The sequence below is a fragment of the Mogibacterium pumilum genome, from assembly GCF_002243385.1.
Taxonomy (GTDB): domain Bacteria; phylum Bacillota; class Clostridia; order Peptostreptococcales; family Anaerovoracaceae; genus Mogibacterium; species Mogibacterium pumilum.
In genome coordinates this window covers 1,764,962-1,768,571 of sequence record NZ_CP016199.1, presented here as the reverse complement: position 1 = coordinate 1,768,571, position 3,610 = coordinate 1,764,962, and the positions used below count along the sequence as shown (strand labels likewise).

General features: G+C 40.7%; 3 protein-coding genes and 1 pseudogene. All 4 read left to right on the top strand.

Annotated features, from left to right (window positions below; all coding sequences use genetic code 11):
* Positions 1 to 188, top strand: a pseudogene (locus AXF17_RS09080) (group II intron reverse transcriptase/maturase); the annotation flags it as partial.
* A 193-nt stretch (positions 189 to 381) separates the two neighbouring features.
* The gene (locus AXF17_RS08445) at positions 382 to 2,004 is read left to right on the top strand and encodes a malolactic enzyme (protein ID WP_094234627.1); all 1,623 of its coding nucleotides are present in this window, start codon (positions 382 to 384) and stop codon (positions 2,002 to 2,004) included.
* A gap of 81 nt (positions 2,005 to 2,085) precedes the next feature.
* On the top strand, positions 2,086 to 3,039 hold the full coding sequence (locus AXF17_RS08440) for an AEC family transporter (protein WP_094234626.1): 954 nt from the start codon (positions 2,086 to 2,088) through the stop codon (positions 3,037 to 3,039).
* Positions 3,040 to 3,220: 181 nt separating this feature from the next.
* A partial coding sequence (locus AXF17_RS08435; RefSeq protein ID WP_157682640.1) for a helix-turn-helix domain-containing protein occupies positions 3,221 to 3,610 on the top strand: 390 nt, incomplete at its 3' end.

Sequence of the window (3,610 nt, the reverse complement as noted above, 5' to 3'; positions counted from 1 at the left end):
TTCTGAATAGGATTCAGAAATGTGGCCTTGAGGAGAAAAGATTGTTAAGCGTGGCAAACGCAAGGCAGGGATGGTACCGAATGGCTACTATTCGGGATATTAATTTCCTGCTCAATCCAACGATACTTGGCAAAAAGACAAAGAGCCGACCGGGATTGGTCGACCCTTTGGCGTATTATCTGAATTAACGCTTGATTCTATGTTGATGTAGCGCCGTATACGAGACCCGTACGTACGGTGCAACGGGAGGGTTGAGGGCTAACGCCCTCGCTCTACCCTATTGAGGATACTGTGTTGATGAGTTCAAAAGCATTTACAAATGGGGGTTATAGTAATATTATGAGACGTAATTAATATAGATATAAAAAGTGGAGGTGGACTATGAATGCACATGATATCTTAAACAACCCTTTTCTAAATAAGGGTACCGCATTTACTCTAGAAGAGCGTCAAGAACTAGGGCTTATAGGTTTGTTGCCGCCTTATATTCAGACTATTGAAGAACAGGCAGCTGAGACGTATGCTCAGCTACAGACTAAAGCGAATGATCTTGAAAAAAGACTATTTCTCATGGAGATTTTCAATACAAATCGTACGTTGTTCTACTATCTGTTCTCTCATCATTTGGAAGAATTCAATCCAATCGTATATGACCCAACTATTGCAGACACTATAGAAGGATATAGCAATCTCTTCGTTAATCCGCAGTATGCAGGTTATCTAGATATTAATCACCCTGAGCATATCGAGGAAACACTTAAAAATGCAGCAGGAGGTCGTGAGATAAGACTAATTGTAGTAACAGATGCTGAAGAAATTCTTGGAATCGGTGACTGGGGTGCAAACGGTGTAGATATTTCTGTTGGAAAACTCATGGTATATACTGGTGCTGCTGGCATTGATCCATCTACGGTACTACCTTTAGTTATTGATGCAGGAACCAACCGTGAGTCTCTGCGAAATAATCCAAACTATCTCGGAAATCGTCATGAGAGAGTTCGTGGAGATCGTTACTATGATTTCATTGATCAGTTTGTTAATACAGCAGAAAAACTCTTCCCTAAGCTATATCTACACTGGGAGGATTTTGGACGTTCAAATGCTGCAAATATTCTCGAAAAATATCGCAAGAATATACCTACATTTAACGACGATATACAGGGAACGGGTATTGTGACGCTTGGCGGAATTTTCGGATCACTTGCTGTTACAGGCGAAAAGATTACCGATCAGGTTTACCTGTGCTTTGGCGGTGGAACTGCAGGGGCAGGAATCGCACATCGTGTGCTTCGCGAGATGATAACTAAGGGATTGTCAGAGGAAGAGGCATATAAGAGATTCTTCATGGTGGACAAGCAGGGGCTCCTGTTTGACGACATGGATGATTTGACTCCTGAACAGAGACCTTTCGCTAAGAAACGTTCGGATTATCCTAACGCAGATAAGCTGACAGACTTACTTGAGGTTGTGAAGACAGTAAAGCCAACAATACTTGTTGGAACATCAACAGTACCAAATACATTTACGAAGGAAGTTGTAGAGGCGATGTGTGAGAATACAGAACGTCCTATGATTTTTCCGCTGTCTAACCCAACTAAGCTTGCAGAGGCAACTGCTGAAGACTTGATTACTTGGTCGGATGGAAAAGCGTTTGTGGCAACCGGAATTCCTGCAGATACTGTTTCATATAATGGGATTGACTATGTAATTGGACAGGCTAATAATGCACTCATTTATCCAGGACTAGGTCTAGGAATGCTGGCATCAGAGGCAAGTCTTCTTACCGACGAGATGATTGGTGCGGCAGCCCATTCGCTCAGCGGTATCATCGATATGAGCAAACCAGGAGCACCTGTTCTTCCGCCATTTAAGTATGTTGCGGATGTATCAATTAAGGTTGCTGAAGCAGTTGCGAAAACAGCTCAGGAACAGGGGCTTGCCCGTGCGGAGGAAAAGGATATGGCAAAAGCTGTTCAAGCACTAAAATGGTATCCAAAATACTAAAATGAAGAGGTTGTATATAGTTATGAAAGCTAGGTATGTTAAGCTTTCCTATAAAGGGCTTAAGCTCTAGAAAGGAGCAATATGGAAATATTAACTACCTCTATACAGAGTATTATTCCTATCATTGCAATAATTGTGCTTGGGTATTTTCTGCAAAACCATGGGTGGTTTGGACAGGAATTCGGACAAAATCTTTCTCGGTTAATTATGAATATTGCGCTTCCAGCATCGATTTTTGTATCGGTAATGAAGTATTTGACATTTGATAAACTTGTTAGTCTATCTGAAGGATTATTCTATACATTTGCAGCATTTGGACTAGGATATATTTTTGCATATATTGTAGTTAAAGTATTTCACGTAAGACCTGGACGCAGGGGTACTATGATAAATACCTTTGTGAATGCTAATACCATTTTCATTGGACTACCACTTAATATAGCTCTGTTTGGGAATAAGGCTCTGCCATATTTCCTTATCTACTACATTACTAATACGATTTCGACATGGACTCTCGGAGTGTACCTGATGACGAGGGACAGTAAATCGGGGAAGAGCAAAGGTGCGGAAAAGTTTGACTGGAAGAAACTTTTCCCAGCACCACTTATAGGATTTTTAGTATCACTAGTATTTCTAGTTCTAAAGATTCCTGTCCCAACTTTCGCTACAAGCACGCTTACATATATAGGTAATATCGTAACACCACTGTCGCTTATCTACATCGGTATAGTCCTTGCAAAAGCAGGGCTTAAAACGATTACTTTCGATAGGGATACGATTATAACTCTAATCGGGCGCTTTGTTTTAGGACCGCTGGTGATGGTAGCCGTTCTCTTGCTTACCGCCAAGAACATGCCTACTGATGAGTTTAAGACCTTTGTAATACAGTCGTCTGCACCTGCTCTAGCAGTTCTTCCAATTCTTGCAAGTCACGGAGATGGAGACGTAGAATTTTCAACCAATGTGGTAACGCTGAGTACGATTTTGTTCGTAATAGTTATACCAATTGTCGATGTTCTGCTAGGGTACATTTAATACGACGGAGCTCTAATAAGGAATAACGATATTCAGGATAAATACTGAGTGAAAGAAAAAGGCTATAGTATAACAATTTAATGTTTTACTATAGCCTTATTTGAATTTACAATCTAAGTGCAACAAATGGGGGTGCGGACAAAAACCTGGACACATATTATGGCTCTGAAAGGAGTCATTAATGTATTCAAAAGAACAGAGGGCAAAGGCGCTACGCATTTATCATCAGATAGGATCTGTTACAGATACAGTGCGTCAACTTGGTTACCCCAGCAGAGAACACCTATATAGATGGATTCGCAACGAGGGAAAAACAAAAGAAAAACGAAAGAAGCTTAATCTTAAAAACACCACCGAACATCCCAGAAACCCTCCAGCGGAGTTTAAATTGAAAGTACTTCGTCGTTGTTTTGAAAATGGAGAGAGTGTAAAATTAGTATCAGAAGAGACTGGATACAGTCGTGTCATCATATATGTGTGGCGAAAGCGATATCTTCAAGGAGGTGTGTTTTCTCTGATGAACACGAAAAATATCAAGCCGGAAAAATTACCGGATACGGATGGGAATATA

Bases quoted from the DNA above. Each gene is read 5' to 3' on its own strand.
- AXF17_RS08445 (WP_094234627.1), top strand. From the start codon at position 382: ATGAATGCACATGATATCTTAAACAACCCTTTTCTAAATAAGGGTACC.
- AXF17_RS08440 (WP_094234626.1), top strand. From the start codon at position 2,086: ATGGAAATATTAACTACCTCTATACAGAGTATTATTCCTATCATTGCA.